The sequence below is a fragment of the Cyclobacterium sp. 10D3-21 genome (assembly GCF_055809755.1).
The window spans coordinates 2,655,679-2,672,030 of sequence record NZ_CM147924.1; the positions used below are offsets into that span (position 1 = coordinate 2,655,679).

At 38.9% G+C, this 16,352-nt stretch carries 13 protein-coding genes; 6 read left to right on the forward strand and 7 right to left on the reverse strand.

Translation table 11 applies throughout. The annotated features are described in order from the left end of the window. The first annotated feature begins 26 nt into the window (after positions 1 to 26). Positions 27 to 1,913: an IS1634 family transposase gene (locus tag AC0L7T_RS10745; RefSeq protein WP_473342627.1), complete on the forward strand. Its 1,887-nt coding sequence runs from the start codon at positions 27 to 29 to the stop codon at positions 1,911 to 1,913. A 36-nt stretch (positions 1,914 to 1,949) separates the two neighbouring features. After that, positions 1,950 to 2,288 carry a sensor histidine kinase gene (locus AC0L7T_RS10750; RefSeq protein WP_473342628.1) on the forward strand — a complete coding sequence of 113 codons (339 nt, stop codon included), beginning with the start codon at positions 1,950 to 1,952 and terminating at the stop codon, positions 2,286 to 2,288. Between the two features lie 12 nt (positions 2,289 to 2,300). Here AC0L7T_RS10750 and AC0L7T_RS10755 read toward each other — a convergent pair whose 3' ends face one another. The 7 genes from AC0L7T_RS10755 to AC0L7T_RS10785 all read right to left on the reverse strand — a co-directional run bounded on the left by AC0L7T_RS10755 (position 2,301) and on the right by AC0L7T_RS10785 (position 8,287). Beyond that, entirely contained in the window at positions 2,301 to 2,627 is a 327-nt protein-coding gene (locus AC0L7T_RS10755) for a DMT family transporter (RefSeq protein WP_473342630.1), read from the reverse strand. A 425-nt stretch (positions 2,628 to 3,052) separates the two neighbouring features. Further along, positions 3,053 to 3,661, reverse strand: coding sequence for an alpha-ketoglutarate-dependent dioxygenase AlkB family protein (locus AC0L7T_RS10760; protein WP_473342631.1), 609 nt, complete (start codon positions 3,659 to 3,661; stop codon positions 3,053 to 3,055). Between the two features lie 24 nt (positions 3,662 to 3,685). Further along, positions 3,686 to 4,615, reverse strand: a complete 930-nt coding sequence (locus tag AC0L7T_RS10765; RefSeq protein ID WP_473342632.1) for an NAD-dependent epimerase/dehydratase family protein — start codon at positions 4,613 to 4,615, stop codon at positions 3,686 to 3,688. 193 nt (positions 4,616 to 4,808) lie between these two features. After that, the gene (locus tag AC0L7T_RS10770) at positions 4,809 to 6,377 is read right to left on the reverse strand and encodes an FMN-binding glutamate synthase family protein (protein WP_473342634.1); all 1,569 of its coding nucleotides are present in this window, start codon (positions 6,375 to 6,377) and stop codon (positions 4,809 to 4,811) included. Between the two features lie 444 nt (positions 6,378 to 6,821). Next, complete coding sequence (locus tag AC0L7T_RS10775) at positions 6,822 to 7,322, reverse strand: TonB-dependent receptor (RefSeq protein WP_473342635.1); 501 nt, start codon at positions 7,320 to 7,322, stop codon at positions 6,822 to 6,824. 34 nt (positions 7,323 to 7,356) lie between these two features. Continuing rightward, positions 7,357 to 7,791, reverse strand: coding sequence for a hypothetical protein (locus tag AC0L7T_RS10780; RefSeq protein WP_473342636.1), 435 nt, complete (start codon positions 7,789 to 7,791; stop codon positions 7,357 to 7,359). Further along, positions 7,772 to 8,287, reverse strand: coding sequence for an RNA polymerase sigma factor (locus AC0L7T_RS10785; RefSeq protein WP_473342637.1), 516 nt, complete (start codon positions 8,285 to 8,287; stop codon positions 7,772 to 7,774). Before AC0L7T_RS10785 ends, AC0L7T_RS10780 begins: the two co-directional genes overlap by 20 nt. Positions 8,288 to 8,894: 607 nt before the next feature. Between AC0L7T_RS10785 and AC0L7T_RS10790 the strand changes: the two genes are divergently transcribed. The 4 genes from AC0L7T_RS10790 to AC0L7T_RS10805 all read left to right on the forward strand — a co-directional run bounded on the left by AC0L7T_RS10790 (position 8,895) and on the right by AC0L7T_RS10805 (position 16,173). Further along, positions 8,895 to 9,566 carry a sigma-70 family RNA polymerase sigma factor gene (locus AC0L7T_RS10790; protein ID WP_473342638.1) on the forward strand — a complete coding sequence of 224 codons (672 nt, stop codon included), beginning with the start codon at positions 8,895 to 8,897 and terminating at the stop codon, positions 9,564 to 9,566. Positions 9,567 to 9,626: 60 nt separating this feature from the next. Next, positions 9,627 to 10,622: a FecR family protein gene (locus AC0L7T_RS10795; protein WP_473342639.1), complete on the forward strand. Its 996-nt coding sequence runs from the start codon at positions 9,627 to 9,629 to the stop codon at positions 10,620 to 10,622. A 189-nt stretch (positions 10,623 to 10,811) separates the two neighbouring features. After that, entirely contained in the window at positions 10,812 to 14,483 is a 3,672-nt protein-coding gene (locus tag AC0L7T_RS10800) for a SusC/RagA family TonB-linked outer membrane protein (RefSeq protein WP_473342642.1), read from the forward strand. Between the two features lie 13 nt (positions 14,484 to 14,496). Beyond that, the gene (locus tag AC0L7T_RS10805; protein WP_473342643.1) at positions 14,497 to 16,173 is read left to right on the forward strand and encodes a SusD/RagB family nutrient-binding outer membrane lipoprotein; all 1,677 of its coding nucleotides are present in this window, start codon (positions 14,497 to 14,499) and stop codon (positions 16,171 to 16,173) included. The last annotated feature ends 179 nt before the right edge of the window (positions 16,174 to 16,352 follow it).

The window sequence follows — 16,352 nt, forward strand, 5'->3', positions numbered from 1 at the left end:
GGATCTAAAGATCAGTACTTTACGGGATGTATTTCAAGTTCTCTTTACGAAAACACCCCCAATCAGGAAAGCTATGCGGTTACTACCGTCTGGTGGAGAGTTACCGTAATGCGGACAACAGGATATGCCACCGTACCATTCTGAATGTAGGATTCATTGAGGACACCACCCCAGAGCAGCTCAATAAGATCCAGAAGCACCTTACCGATAAATATGAGCAAAAGACATCTCTATTTGATCAGGAAGAAGATCCTGAGGTCACACGATATGTTGAAGATTTTTGGCAGCGTATCCTATTATCAAAAAAGCTGGACATCAAGTCAGCAGAGAAACTGTCGCGCATGGTCAACATGGACACACTTCAGCACAGCAATGCAAGGGAGATCGGAGCGGAGAACATAGCTTATCAGACATGGGAGAAGCTGAACCTAACGCCGTTGCTGCTTTCGGTCGGCTTCAGCCCCGAACAGGCCAAGCTTGCGGCCACACAGGTTGTAAGCCGTGCGGTATACCCGGCCTCAGAGCTGAAAACCGTGCGCTGGATAAAGGAAAACTCTGCGGTGTGCGAACTTACCGGGTACGAGGCAGACAAAGTGACAAAAGACAGGCTTTACAAAAGTGCCCTTGACTTGTACAAGGCCAAGGATTCAATCGAAAAGCACCTGTCCAGACGTACCAACGAGCTGTTTGACCTGGAGGATAAGATCATTCTTTACGACCTGACCAACACCTATTTTGAGGGAGAAAAGCGGAACAGCCAACTCGCAAAATTCGGAAGGAGCAAGGAAAAGAGAAACGACGCAAAGCTCATTGTGCTCGCCCTGGTGGTCAACGTGGAAGGCTTCATAAAATATTCCTCCATTCTGGAAGGAAACATTGCCGACTGCAATACCCTATCGGCAATGATCGAGAAACTCGCGTCCCATACCTGCCGTGGTCCTGCAGTAGTGGTACTTGATGCCGGCATCGCCACAGAGGAAAACCTCAGACTTATCGAAAGTAAAGGGTACCGATATCTCTGTGTAAGCCGTACCCGGCTGAAAGATTACAGCTATGTTCCCGGAAGGCTTACCACCTTGCTGGATACAAAATCAAAGCAGACCATCAGACTCAGATCAGTCAATACAGAAAAAAACACCGATTATTACCTTGAGGTCAAAAGCCCTTCCAAGGAAAAAAAAGAGGAAGGGATGAAGCTCCAGTTTGAAAGTAGGTTTGAGCAGGAACTCCAAAAGATACACAACGCACTGCACAGCAAGGGAGGAACCAAGAAAGCTGACAAAGTCCACCAGCGTATAGGCAGGGCCAAAGAAAAATACCCGTCTGTCCAGCGTTATTATGACATTACCGTAAGCAGTGATGCGAAAACAGGTCTGGCCACAGAAATCACATGGAAAAAAGACCCGGACAGGCATCAGGAAAAAAATGAAAGCCTGGGCGTCTATTTTCTCCGGACCAACCTGAATGTACAGGAAGAGTATGTGGTCTGGAATATTTATAATACCATCAGAGAGATAGAAAACGCATTCCGTACCCTGAAAACCGACCTGGACCTAAGGCCTATCTACCACAAAAACGACGACGCCACCATGGCACACCTCCATCTGGGGATATTGGCTTACTGGCTGGTCAATACGGTAAGGCATCAATTAAAACACAATGGCATAAAAAACTGCTGGGGAGAAATTGTCAGAATAGGCAATACCCAGAAGGTAATCACTACTTCGGGGACCAACACATACAACAAAACCATCACCACCCGAAAATGCACAGTACCCAACAAAAATCTAAAGCAGATCTACGATATCCTCCAAACCAAATACCAGCCATTTACCAAACGAAAATCCGTAGTACACAAAACGGAAATCGAAAAAATTGAAAGACCTGAAAAACAGATACTTCTGAGCGGTTAGCTGCAATATGGGTTAATAGTGGCTGATAAAATCCAGATGGTTCGACTATTTCAAAATCTATTTAGTAATGCTATAAAATACCGTTCTGAAGCAGATCCGATAATTTCGGTAGACTATGAAGAAAAAGGAGATGAAATCACTGTTTTTGTCAATGACAACGGGATAGGTTTCAAACAAAAATCAACCAAGGAAATTTTTGGTTTTATGAAAAGACTTAACCCGCATGGTAGTATACCTGGAACTGGTATAGGACTTGCATCCTGCAAGCGGATTCTTGAAATTCATGGAGGGACAATCGGTGCAAAGTCAGAACCAGAAAAGGGAAGTACCTTTTATTTTACATTGCCTAAAATCGGTCGAAAACAGAATTATTAAACCCTATTAGTTTCAATGTGACACTGCCTTCAAACCGATGATGGAGCTTATAAGCATGAAAATAAAAAACAATCGCCAGAAATGGGCTGGTTCCTTAAAGACAAATATACCAACCAATACGGTTCCTACTGCGCCTATTCCAGTCCATACCGCATAAGCTGTACCTATTGGCAGGCTTTGTGTCACACGTATTAATAATCCCATACTTATGGTCAGGCAAACTAGAAAGCCTCCATACCAGCCATACATTTCTTTACCAGTAGAATCTTTTGCCATACTCAAACAGGAAGCAAAAGCCACCTCAAAAAGACCTGCAACAATTAAAAGGATCCAATTCATGCGATATTTTTATTTTAGGTTTTTGTTAATTTTTTTTCATTTATTCTGCTAATAACCTTACTTTAAGCATTTTACTAAAGCAACTTGTCAATGATTTTTTTTGTCTTTTGGAGAGACAAGTTTATTCTCGTGTTTATTGTATAATATTTTCAATCAATTTATTAAAGTTGCTACTGAAATTAAGGGGTTATAGGTTTCAGTAACTTTTATAATATCCTTAATTGGGATTTTTTGATGCGTACCAAAACATCCATAAATATGTAGGTTGATGATCAAAAGCATGACAATTGAATCCAACCAAACTTGGTTGATATACAATTTATAAGATACCCAGTGGAATAAAAGCCCAATGGGAACCACCAATTCAAAATCTATTTTGATGGGGAATCTTCATGGTTTGAGTATTGATTTAGTTTAACAAAGGATTACTTTACAATGGTCCTAAAGGTCAGGTTTATTCTAGGACCGAAACTCCGTTTGGTTGGTGGCAAACGATGTAACCAGTTGGTTTGCGTATCTCCCTTCATTATTAACAAACTTCCATTTTCTAAAACCAGCTCTGTTTTAGTTTTCGTTTCTTTATGCTTAAAAGAAAATTTCCTTTCTGCTCCAAAACTCATTGAAGCAATGGCACCTTGTTTTTTTAGGTCTTTTTCTCCATCACTGTGCCAGGCCATTCCTTCACTGCCATTGTGGTACAAGTTTAGAAGACAGGAGTTGAAGGTTTCACTTGTAAGCTTTTCTATGGTAATTTTCAATTCAATTAAGGCTTGCGTCCAGGGCAATGCCAATTTGGTAGTTTTAGAATAGGTGTATTCAAATGCTTCTTCACCATACCATGCGACTTTTCTTTTGGTAATGATTTTTTTACCAAAAATTATGGCCTCATCATTTTTCCATTCGATGGTTTGTAGCAAAATAGACAGGAAATCATTTGCTCTTTTTTGATCAAATACTTTCCCATAATAATTTACACTTCCGCCATATGGTAAAAGGTTTTTAGTTGGATCTATTTTGCGTTCAAATAATTCCATATTTATTTGGTACACTTCTCCCGATTACTTGTAATCGGTCTCGATTATTTTCTTTATTCCCATATCGTAGGGGGTTGGAGTAAAGTTAAAAGCCTTTTCAAATTTACTGCTATCAAATATATAATCCCTGTCATATTGGTAGAGCATTTCCACAGATTCTCGCATAATTGGATTGAATAATCCCATTATTTTGACCAGAAATTTAGGCGCCAGCTGTATTCTTGCTGGGGTATTTAATTGCTTAGCAATATTTTCTATCCATTCCTTGCCTGTATAAGGTGAGGAGGCAGTTGGCAAATGCCATACCTGACCATAGGCCTTTTCCGTGTTGCCCAATAATGCTGTAGCAACAGCAGCGTCGATAGTATAGGTAAATGAATGTACGAAATGTTCGCTTACCAACCAATTTGCTTTTTTACCTTTGCTTAAAGGTTTAAATACCGTTTCAGTAAGAATATTATTGTTAGGGATGGAGGGGCCGTAAAAATCAGCAGACCGGGCTATAAGGGCTTGGATTTTTTTAGAAGCGATGGCATCCAGAATCATTTGAGCAATCTTAGCTCTAATGACTCCTTTTTTACTTGGCGGGTTTACTGGTGTTTCCTCGGTCATGCCATTGAGAAAGCTGGGATCATACATGTAGATGTTGTCAAAAAACACCAATTTGCAATTTTCTTGTTCACAGCTATTGATCACGTTTTCAATAAAAGGGACCCATTTTTCAGCCCATTCTTTGTAGCTATAAGGAAATCCAACCGTAACGTAAACTATTGATGATCCACGAATTGCTTCGTTTAAGGCCTTAGGGTTTAAAAGATCAGCGGTAAATGTTTCATCAGAATCATTTACTTTCATTGGATTTCTGCTAACCAATCTTATCTCATTGGTGTAAGCCTTTAGGGCTTTTGCCAATTCAGTACCTATAGCACCACCTGAACCTAGTATCGTTTGCATAATTTAAAGATTTATTAATAGCCCTTGAAATATTGCATGATTACGGTATAGTATCCATTCTTACGAATTAATAACAATCCTGGTTTCCCTTAGATTATACTACTTAATTACGTGTATAACCTTTATTCTTGAATAAATATAACAACTTTGACGTATTAATTACAAACTAAATTAGGGAGTTAATGAGATCGGTTTACTTTTCAATTACCACTTCTTTTACTCCATTTTTCTTTTGTTTTAAGTAAGCACCTTCAGGGATTTCAGGATAAATTTCACTGTATTTTAAAACTTGATTCATTCCAATCCTTCGATTAATATGTTCTCTGTTTAGTTTCTCTGTTTTTCGAATACCCGAAGCTGCGATAAGTTCAATAAAACTTTTCACCGTTTCTTCATGGAAGTTGGCTACTCTTTGGGCTTTGTCTTCGACCACCAGGCCTTCCATTAAGCTTTTATTTTGAGTAGCAACCCCTGTAGGGCAGGTATTGATATTGCATTGCAAAGCCTGAATGCAGCCTGTTGCCATCATCATTGCTCTGGCACTATTCACCATATCCGCTCCCATTGCTATGACCCTGGCGATATCAAACCCACTTAAAACTTTACCTGAGGCGATAACCTTAATGTCTTTTTTTAAATCAAATCCGCGAAGGGTGTCAATTGCAAAGGAAAGCCCATCTTTTAAAGGCATCCCTAAAGAATTTGAAAATTCGATTGGAGCGGCACCTGTACCACCCTCACCGCCATCTATGGTGATAAAATCAGGTTTAATATTTAAAGCAACCATGGCTTTACATAAATCTATAAATTCGGCTTTCTTGCCTATACAGATTTTAAATCCTATGGGTTTTCCTCCAGACAGATCCCTTAGCTTTTGAATAAAATGCATCAGCCCTTCAGCACTGTCAAATGCGCTGTGCTTGGGGGGTGAATGAACATCTGTATGCGGTTTTACATGGCGAATAGCAGCAATTTCTTCGGTATTTTTGGAGGCAGGAAGTATTCCACCATGTCCTGGTTTGGCACCTTGTGAAATTTTAATTTCGACCATTTTTACATTGTCAATGGTTGAATTTTTCTGAAAATTTTCTTCACAAAAATTGCCTGCATCTGTCCTACATCCAAAATAGCCGGTGCCAATTTGCCATATTAGATCTCCTCCAGGTTGTTTGTGATAAGGGCTTATGCCACCTTCCCCGGTATTGTGTGCAAATCCTCCAATTTTAGCTCCTGTATTCATGGCTAAAACTGCATTTTTACTAAGGGAACCAAAACTCATGGCGGAAATATTCAGGATACTGGCAGAGTAGGGTTGTAAGCAGGCTTCCCCACCTACCAAAATCCTGGACTCCCGTTGTACATCAGCATGGTTGTTGGCATAAATGGAATGGTCCATCCATTCATAACCAGCCGCATATACATCCATTTGCGTACCAAAAGGCGTTGTATCATTGGCTTTCTTTGCCCTTTGATAGATCAATGAACGAAATATCCTGTTGATAGGCCTCCCTTCAGTATCCGTTTCTACAAAATACTGCATGATTTCCGGTCTGATGTCTTCTAATAGGTACCTGAAGTTTCCGATTACTGGAAAATTTCTTCTAATGGCGTGTTTGGTCTGAAAAATGTCCACCAATCCTAAAACAATAATGGGTACAACCAAACATAAAATCCATAAAATAGATGGCATGTAGATGTAAATTGCAGGAATACAAATAATAGCGATTAAGGAGGTAATGATAAAAATGTGCTTGGGCTTCATTTAATTTTAATTCTAAGGATTCAGTCAATGTCTTTTATCATTGACACGTTATTTTTGCGGGTCACAAATTGCACAACGAACCTGTTGCTAAAGGAGTTCAAATTAGTTAATCAAGTAAACTCATTTGATAAAAACATTAACTTTTCTCTTGGGTAATAAATCTAATTTACTATTTTTTTTCCAATTCAATGAATTTTTTTAGTAGGACTACCAATGGACTTTTCTGTTTATCAGGTGTTTCAAGAATTTTGTTTAGTTAAAATACAGGAACACAACAATTAATTTTCAGTCTTGTTCAGGAAAAATAATGGAAAAAGACCCCGTATTAGGCAATAGGAAAAAATCAAAAAAAAGCAGGCCATTGCTGACCTGCTATTAGATATTTTAAATATAAATTGGTTAAGAGCTCAAAGATTAGCTTGTCCTAATTGTTTAATTTTATTGTTATTTCTTCGATTTTAGCGCTTTTTTTGTAGTGATTATCACCACACCATTTGGAGCATTGTATTTTTTCATGCCCTCTTCTCCTTTAAATACTTCTACAGAAGCTATATTATCAGGATTAAGCCTTTCAAGATCTCCTTTTCCCGCCGTAGTTCCATCAATAATAATTAAAGGTTGTGCCCCATCCGCATTGCCATTACTGTTTCTAATTCTTATCTGATTGGCCTTTGCTTTTGTTTTAATTATGATTACCCCATTTGGCGCATTGTATTCTTTTATTGCTTTCTCTCCTTTAAGTACATCTATGGAGGCAATTTTATCTTTGTCCAATAGGTCAATGATAGCATGATCGTATTTTTTACCATCGATATAAACATCTGGGTTGTCACTGTCTTTAATAGTGATTTCTAGCTTTTCCTTAACATCTTTACTGGTTTCCTGAGCGGTGATACTAGAAAATGGTACAAGCGCTAGGGCGACAACTAATAGAAGGTATTTCATTGTGATTTGTTTTTAAAGTTAAATTTTGAGGTAATTATTCTGAAGTGCTGTAAATGATGATTATTTCGTCTTCATAGAGCAACTTTTTATTGTTTGTTTTATTGGTGTTATTTTCAAACATAGCCAAAGCCTCTTTTAATAAAGCCTCTTTTTCAGCAAGGCTTTTCGTTTCTGGGATTGGCGCTGGCCTTAAGTAAAACAACAGAAATAGAAGGGACGCTGCTATCGACATACCGCCAATTATAAGCTTTCTGGTTAGCCTCTTTTTTTCTTTTTTCTTAATGGCCTCCCAAATTTTATCGTTAAAACCTGTCCTTGGATTTTGCTTTTTTCCTTTTACATATTTGAACCATTGTGTCTCTATTGACTCATTATCAGTTGAATTTTTGATAAGTAATTCCTCTTCTTCAAGTGTACTGTGTCCTGCAGCATACTTTTTCATCAAATTTTTAATTTCCCCCTTTTCCATAGCTGTATGTTTTTTGGAGTTCTATCGCCACTTGTCGTCTTGCTCTGGACAAAAGAACCCTGATATGGTCCACTCTTAATTTTGTCAATTCGGCAATCTCTATAAATTCCATGCCGTCTAAATCTCTCATGATCATGACTTCCTTCTGTTGTTCTGGAAGACGTTCCAATACCTCCTCTATATTGCGCTTCAGTTCCTTCCATTCATAAGTGTCATGTTCAGGATCCGAAGCCAATAACTGCGTTTGAACATCATATGAATCCTCTGGAGGCTTTTTCTTTTTGATCGAATCGAGGCAATAATTCCTTGCCGTCAGGAAAATATAGGCTGGAAGATTGGGATGGTTTTTAATTTGTCTACGTCGCTCCCATAACTTGATCATTATTTCCTGAATGGCATCTTCAGCATTGGTGCTATTGCCTAACATTCTTGCTACCATTGGGTACAACCGCTCAGACATTGAAATTACCCTTTCTTTAAATTCTTTCGTTTTCATCTTGTACTTAAATGACGATTATCTGGGAAATTCATAACAGGAAAGGACATTTTTCTTGAAAATAGGTATCCTATTGGTTTTTGAAAGTTTTGGTCAGCGCGTTTGAGGCAAAACCATAACAGTTTCTAAAGGAGGTTGTTAGGTTATAATTTCAGCCTATTCAATTTAAGGGAAAAGATAGGCTCTTTTTTGATGAGCATGTTAAATTTAGCAAGTCAATCCAACCCTAGATAACAATTATAGTTGTTTCATTACTGAATTACGCCTTAAACACATCCGTTTTTTAAAGCCTCATCAATAAAATGCTGAGAATTAATATTATGTTTTAGGCTTAAGGAGCAAAGACGTAAGTTAGTTAAAGTACTTTTCAACTTTATTCTACAAGCTTAACAGGGATGTTTTTAAGGCAAAAGGAACAATTTATTAAAGAATTTAATTGTGGTAATTTTTATATAACAATAAGTTAATAGTGGGATAACCTTCTCTAAAATCTTAAAATAATGGTAGAAATTATTATAAAACGAATAATCTTTTTTTGAATTTGTAAGTAGTACAAGGGTATTTAATTGTCTTACTAAAAGACAGGCAATAAAAAACCCAAATACCAATGCCACAATCCAAATCCAATGCAAAAGTTATGCGCATTTTGTCACCTTCCAGGCAAAATTCGGAACCTAGGCCTCCTGAAAAGTCCTTTGAAAAAGCAAAAAAGGACGAACAGCTAATATGGCATGCGTTAAATGAAGCGCCATCTAAAGGTATGGAGCTGGTATTTAGGAGGTATTACCAGCCATTATGTTCCCATGCCGTTCGGTTTGTGGGATCAAAAGAAGTTGCGCAAGACATTGTTTCAGACTTGCTCGCCCAATTCTACGACCAAAAATTATTTTTGACCATTACAACTTCCATTCGGTCCTATTTATTTAAGGCGGTAAGAAATAGAGGGTTCAATTACCTAAAATTTGATTTGGCTAGAAAAGTAGACTTGGATACATCACCTGAACCTAGAATTGCTGAGACCTATCAACCAGATAGCATAACCCAATATGAAGAGCTTTATCAGGATTTTGAAAAGGCCATAGAGACCCTACCAAGTCAACGGAGAAAAATTTATCTCTTGTTCCAGTTTGAAGGGAAATCTATGAAAGAGATCGCAACGGGTATGGCGCTTTCTGTAAGGACGGTAGAAACGCAATTGTATAGGTCAAAAATAGCTATTCGACATTTGTTAAAAGACAAATGGTTGATTTTCACACTGGTATTTACCCATCTGCTTTAAGGCTTGATTGCCCACTAATTGCAAACAGCCCTTAGCAGCTAACCAATAACACGATCAACAATGCATGATAAAGATACGATAAAGGAATTATTGCTTAATTATTTCAAGGGTTCAGTCTCCGTGATCCAAAAGAAATGGATAGACGATTGGGTGAATGAATCCCCTGCGAATGAGGAAGTATTTTATGCCTATCTGGAGGAATGGGAAAGAAAGAACCCCCAATACCTTACAGATACGGAACAGGCATTGGTAACCTTTAGAAACAAAAGTAAGTCCGATACTAGCTCAAATATAACTTCAGGGTCTACCCTTAAACCTCAAAAGCGACCCTCTTTAAAGCTTTTTTTAGTGGCATCACTTACCCTTTTTGGGCTATTGTTTTGGGGGACTTTTGAGGAAATTACGGTGAAGACTTACCGTACCGGCTATGGGGAATTGGCCACTGTGACATTAGGCGATGGTACTGTGGTGTATTTGAATGCGAATAGCGAATTAAAGACTTCAAGATTTGCTTTTCTTTCAAATTCGAGAAAAGTGGAATTAATAGGTGAAGCCTCCTTTAATGTCACTCACGACCCAACAAACAAATTCATTGTCCAAACAATGAATGACTTGGATGTAGTCGTCCATGGAACAGAATTCACGGTGTATAACCGTCGACACAATACGGAGGTACAATTAAAATCAGGGAAAGTTGAATTGATCAAACATAATGCTACTGGGGACGAGTCCGTCCTAATGAAGCCAGGCGAAAAAGTACGGATGGAAGTTGATGGGATTCTTCAGAAAGAAAAAGTAAGCGTACCAGAGGAATTCGCTTCATGGAAGCAATACCGATATGTATTTGATCAAACAAGCCTTACTGATATTGCCCGCATAATAAGCGACAATTATGGTGTTGAGGTAGAAATCACTGGTGATTCAATTGGGAAACGAACCCTATCTGGTTCTTTCCGATCTGAAGATGCCAAAGAATTTGCCGATGCAGTAGCTCAGGTGTTGGGTATTTCTATGGAAATAGAAGAAAAAGGCTTCCGGTTTGTTGAATTGGACTAGCATTAATGACGAATAATTTTATTATCAAAAAATACATCAAAACGAGAATGCTTTTCAATTTCACTTTACCGAATCAGAACCTAACCTTAAATGATGTCATTTCTTAGAGTGACTACACAAATAGGAACCCAATTGTATAAACAAGATTAATCAAAACAATTAGTTAATAACTTTAAACCTAAATCTGATATGAAAAAGATTTTACCCTTTTCGCTATTGGTTTGGACTTTTTGCTACCTTTTGCAAATTGGTCCACTCACAATTGCCCATGCCACAGGCACAAAGCCCATGCAATTGGCACATCTCTCAATGGCCAAAAATCAATATGATATAGCTTTGGCTGATGCGCTTGATAAGCTTAAAGTTTTTTACAAAGCTGATATATTATTCGCCGATGGTATGATAAAGGACCTTTCGGTAGACAGTACATTAATCGATTGGGAAAAAGGACTTGAGAAAAATCTCTTAAGACTTCTTAGTCCCTATGAACTTTCATTTGTAAAACAAAAAGGAGGATCCTATGTGATTGTGCCTAAAAACAAACAGTCGGGCAATAGTATGGCAGAATTGGCCAGGCTTGTCTCTGAAAACAGTGAGCTAATTCAGATTGCCTCCCTTGACAATAGCGCTATTCACTCAAGTCAATACCAAGTGGTTGTCAATCAGAAGGTTAGGGGTAAGGTTACTTCTGATATTGATGGTTTGGGGCTTCCGGGAGTTACCGTATTGTTAAAAGGAACTTCATCCGGAACAATTACTGATCAGGATGGAAATTATAATTTGGAGTTTGATAGAGAAAATGCAGTTTTGGTTTTTTCCTTTATAGGTTTTGAGAAACAGGAGGTAACTGTTGGTAACCGGGAAATAATTGACGTTGTCTTGCTTGAAGATATGAAATCCCTTCAAGAAGCGGTGGTTACTGCCTTGGGTGTGAAAAGAGAAAAACAATCCCTGGGATACTCAGTAGGTAGTGTAGATGGAAGAGACCTCACGGAGACCCCACAAAACAATGTCTTGAATGCCATGGCTGGAAAAGTTGCAGGCGTTCAAATATCTCAAATGGATGGTGCTGCTGGATCGTCTGTGAATATCATTATTAGAGGCGGAAACTCCCTCAACAGTGACAACCAACCACTTTTTGTAATCGACGGAGTACCGGTAGCCAATAAGCTGAACAACGGATTTGGCGGTGCTGACATGGGTAATCCCATCTCAGATATTAATCCCAACGATATAGAAAATGTATCTATTCTTAAAGGCCCGAGTGCAGCTGCTTTATATGGTTCAAGGGCTGGTAATGGGGTAGTATTGATTACAACTAAGTCTGGGTCAGGAAGAAAAGGTATTGGAGTGGCTGTAAACTCATCAGTGGTGATGGATTTTCCATTTCGTTACCTTCCAATTCAAAATGAGTTTGCTTCTGGAAAAAGTGGCGCACATGTATTTGAAGAAAGTGAAAATGAGAGTTGGGGACCGGAACTGGATGTAGGAGAGGAGTGGGTGCAATGGAATAGTAATGGTGAACCTGCACCACTTGTATCCTATCCTGATCGGTTTAAAGACTTCTTTCAGACAGGCTACACAAATACCAATAATATAGCCGTCAATGGAGATTATGACGAAGGTAGTTTTCGATTGTCAGTCGGGAACATGTCAAATAAAGGAATTATTCCAAATACAGATTTTTCCAGACTTACTATAGGACTCAACACCAACTATAATATTACCAACAAATTAAGAGCTACTGCAACGATTAATATCACAGAATCCGGATCTGATAACCGGCCGATTATTGACGGCGGTAGAACTTCCCCGGTAAGAAGTCTTTTTGAAACGGGACCTCAAGTGAATATTTTAGATTTGGAACAATATTGGATTCCGGGATCTGAGGGGATACTGCAGCGGAAATACAAGCAAAAGCAAAACAATCCATATTTTGTCGTTAATGAAAACCCTACCGGTTTTGATAGAAATAGAACAGTAAGTAAGCTACAGCTTGACTATGACCTTACCAATAATTTAAGCATGTTGCTGCGTTATGCGAGGGATTCCTATGAAGAACAACAAGAGGCGATCATTGCCTATAATAATTATGATCAGATCAATGGAGGTTATCATATAAGGAATAATTTCAATAAAGAGAATAACCTGGATTTCATGATGAATTACCAGAAAATCTTCAATGAAAATTGGAACATAACTGCATTGGCTGGGGCAAATAGAATGGAACAAAAGTACAGCCATGTGGACAATAATGCCGGTCAGTTGGTAATCCCTATGTTGTATACTATAGCAAATGGGGCACCTGGTTCTGTGTCTTATGATAGTCAACATTTCTGGAAAGTTATTTATGGTATTTATGGTTCTGTATCTACTGGTTACCAAAATAAGTTATTCCTGGACATTACGGCCAGAAACGACTGGTCCAGCACCTTGCCAATTGAAAATCGTTCTTATTTCTATCCATCAGTTTCTTTAAGTGCCATTGTTTCAGAAATGGTCGAGATGCCTTCTTTTGTTGATCTTTTTAAATTTAGGGCAGGCATAGCACAAGTAGGTAATGATGTAGCACCTTATAGTTTGGTGCCAACTTTTGGAACAGCATTGGACTGGGGAACAGCAAAGAGCATGTACATGGGAGGGCTATTAAGAAATGCTTCCTTGAAGCCTGAAATATCAACTTCATCAGAAGCCGGCTTGGATATTTCTCTTTTCAATAACCGATTGGGAATAGAAGCGACCTATTACGTCCGAGCCAATAAAAATCAGGTATTACCAATAGACCTTCCTATAGAATCTGGCGCTAGCAGTAAGTTGATCAATGCTGGTTTGGTAGAAAGCCGTGGCTTCGAATTAGGAATTAGCACTACACCGATCATTGCAGGAGATTTCAGGTGGGACCTAAATGTGAACCTCTCCAGAAATCGAACAAGCATCAAGGAGCTGGCAGATGGAATAACCTATTTTAATTTCACCTCCTACAGTGGTGCCGAATTGCGGACCTATGTGGGTGGAGATATCGGTGACATCTACATGCGTCCGGTGCTTACTGTTAAAGACCAGGAGTCAGCCTATTTCGGATATCCAGTGCTTACTGGAAGTGGATTGTACCAGGAAGATCAGGATGTTAATAATTTAGTGAAGATTGGGAATTTCAATCACGATCTCATGTTGTCATTCCAACCGACATTTAGGTATAAGAAATTTAGTTTATATGCCAATATAGACTGGAGACAGGGGGGAGAGTTTTATTCCAATACGATGATGTTTTTAGGGAACAATGGGATGCTGGAAGAAACACTTTCAGGTGTTTCCTATGATGCTGGAAGACCAATAGAGGACCAGGTCAAAGAAAACCCAGAAGCTTATTTTGGAAAATGGATAGGGGGAAGAAATGCAGCTTATGGAGGTCTTCCATGGCCTGGAGATGAAGCCAATTTCAGAGAGCAAGATGCGAGTTTTAATGTGGGTGTACGGGAAAGCCGCGATGCAGAAGGAAACATCGTCTATATAGAAAATCTGGGTGGATCTACTACACAATGGCTTAATCCTTTCCAAGCTTACAGGTATGCCCACAGACCTTTTCCGGACAGAAATCTTTACAGTGCCACTTATGTCAAATTAAGGGAAGTAGCTGTTACTTATCAGTTGCCTACCAGTTGGTTGGATAAAATTAGCCTGAGGAGTGCTTCAATATCAGTCGTAGGTAACAATCTTTTTATTTGGACCGAAGCAGGAAATGGGGTAGATCCTGAAAGAGCCTTTAGGCAAACTGGTAACCGATGGATACAGGGGGTGGAATATTACAATGTAATGCCATGGACCGGTTCTCTGGGACTGAAATTAAATGCTGAATTTTAACTGAACAATAGCCATGAAAAATCTATTAAAAAATATACTTTGTATTGGGTTGATGACGACTTTTTGGGCTTGTGAAGACCTCAGCGAGGTAAACATGAACCCGAATAGTCCCGAACAGGTGTCATCCAATTATATTCTGACCTATGTCTTGTCAAATACAGCCAAAACCTATCACAACCTGGGATATGAAAATTCAAAAATTGCTGGGGCAATGCAATATGTACAGCGGGGGACCAATGAGGGGGCGGTAGTTGTTAATTTCTATGGCTGGGGACACGAATCCTGGAACAGTTATTTTGATATACTCAGGAACAATCAAGTTATCTATGAGAATGCAGTAGAAGAAAACAATGCCTTCTTCAAAGGAATAGCCTTGATTATTCGTTCTTTTCATTATGGTCTCATGACTGATCTCTATGGAGATATTCCTTATTCCAGCGCTTTACAGGCCAATAACGATGTGTTTTTCCCTATTTACGATCCTCAGATAGATGTTTATAATGGCATATTGGTAGACTTGAAAGAAGCAGATGCTATTCTCCAAAATCTAGATCCTTCCAAAGATGTAGTAAATGCAACTTCGGATATTATGTATGGAGGTGACGCCCAGAAGTGGAGAAGGTTTGCCAATGCTTTGCGAATGAGATACAGCATGCGGTTAATTAATAAAAAATCTGATATGAGTTCTTTAGGAATTGACCTTGATAAAGAATTCAATGAGGCTTCACAGTTTACTTTTATGCACAACAGTGATGATGCAAAAGTTGATTTTCTCGGAACTGATGAAAACAATGCTTCTCCAGGAGGGCCATTAAACAGTCCAAACCCTAATTTATTGTTAAAGCCTGCACAAACACTTGTAGACAAGCTCATTGACTTAAATGATCCTCGACTATACCGTTGGGTATTACCGGTGCAGTACAAATGGGATGATCAAGTGACGGTAGAAATGGATTCAGTGGTAACCAATATTCTTGGTGAATCTGCTACGGTTAGGTTTAAACCAGCTCCTGAAGGAGTAGAAGTGAATACCAATTTATATGTAGGCCTACCGGTTGGACTCCCTATTGTGGAGGCCATGTCATACAATAAGGGGGATGACGAAGAAGGGTATCATCCAGAGAGAAGTCCTTATATTTCCTATTTGCACGAGAGGTATAGAAAAAACCAGGACAGCTATGTAAGCATGAACCTTGTTACCTATAGTGAAATAAAGTTTCTGATGGCTGAGGCAGCTCTTTTAGGTGGCCTTGGGGCCAATGATCCAGAAGCACATTACAAAGAAGCAATAGCTGCTTCAATGGAGAAATATGGTATTTTATCGAATTCAGGGGGCTTCAATTTTGAAACTTATTACGAGCAGGAAGCAGTTTCCTATGCTAAAAGCTCGAATAAAGCTCAGCGGATCATAGAACAAAAATGGATAGCCAACTGGCAAAATCCTCAAGCCTGGTTTGATTGGAGAAGAACTGGTTATCCAGTTCTGGAGGTAGGGCCAGTAACCCAGTTTGGTGCGGCCATTCCGGTCAGGTACATGTATCCTACTCCTAACCTGGATCCAAATTATCTAACCAATTATGAGCAGGCAATTTCCTCACTTGAGGATACCCAATTTATTCCTGCAGGACAAAGTAAGGACCACCCGTATGCCAAAATGTGGCTATTGCAGAACTCAGCAAAACCCTGGTAAAAACACGAAGTTATAATGGGTAGAGTTGTCGGTTGAAATGTGATCCCGAGAATTCTTTTTGAGTGGGGAATTCCTATTGCAAATTTCCATTTACTTCTTTCAAATTATAACAATGAAATCAATAGCCATGGGTTTTTAACCCATGGCTATTGATATACGAAGACTTGATTTTGGCGGTA